Raw genomic sequence first — 811 nt, 5'->3', positions numbered from 1 at the left:
ACCTGGCCCTGTCCCGGATGCCGGGCACCCTGCGCACCGGCTCGCGCGGCTGCTGCACCATCGAGGACTCCTCGGACGCCTGGCGCGCCTGCGACAAGTTGGGCATCCCGTTCTACGTCTGGGACTTCTCGGACCGCTTCGCCGAGGACGTGGTCGATGACTTCATCAGCGAATACGAGGCCGGACGTACCCCGAACCCGTGCATGCGCTGCAATGAGAAGATCAAGTTTGCCGCACTGCTGGAAAAGGCGCTGGCATTGGGCTTCGACGCGGTGTGCACCGGGCACTATGCCAAGGTCATCCGCGATGAGGCCGGCAACCCAGAACTGCACCGCGCGGCGGACTGGGCCAAGGACCAGTCCTATGTGCTGGGCGTGCTGACCCACCAGCAGCTGGAGCACTGCATGTTCCCGCTGGCGGAGACCCCGTCCAAGGCGCAGGTGCGGGCCGAGGCCGCCGAACGCGGGCTGACCGTGGCGAACAAGCCCGACAGCCATGACATCTGCTTCATCCCGGATGGGGACACCCGCGGCTGGCTGGCCGAACGGATCGAAATGACGCCGGGGAAGATCGTGGACCAGGACGGCAACGAACTGGGCGAGCACACCGGCGCCCAGGCCTTCACCGTGGGACAGCGCAAGGGGCTGCGCCTGGGCCGCCCGGCAGCGGACGGCAAGCCCCGTTTCGTGTTGGAAATCCGGCCCAAGGACAACAAGGTGATCGTTGGCCCCGAGGCGCTGCTGGCCGTGGATGAGCTGCGCGGCATCCGCGTCTCCTGGGCGGGGCGGCCCATCAGCGAGGTTGGGCTCGG

The 811-nt window shown here is 67.8% G+C and carries 1 protein-coding gene; it reads left to right on the top strand.

Annotated elements, in window-relative coordinates:
- Positions 1–811: tRNA 2-thiouridine(34) synthase MnmA (mnmA, locus tag JCM19049_RS16115; protein WP_054822051.1), on the top strand; the 811-nt coding region annotated here is incomplete at both ends.

The organism is Arthrobacter sp. JCM 19049 (assembly GCF_001310435.1).
This window is presented reverse-complemented; position numbering and strand designations above follow the sequence as displayed.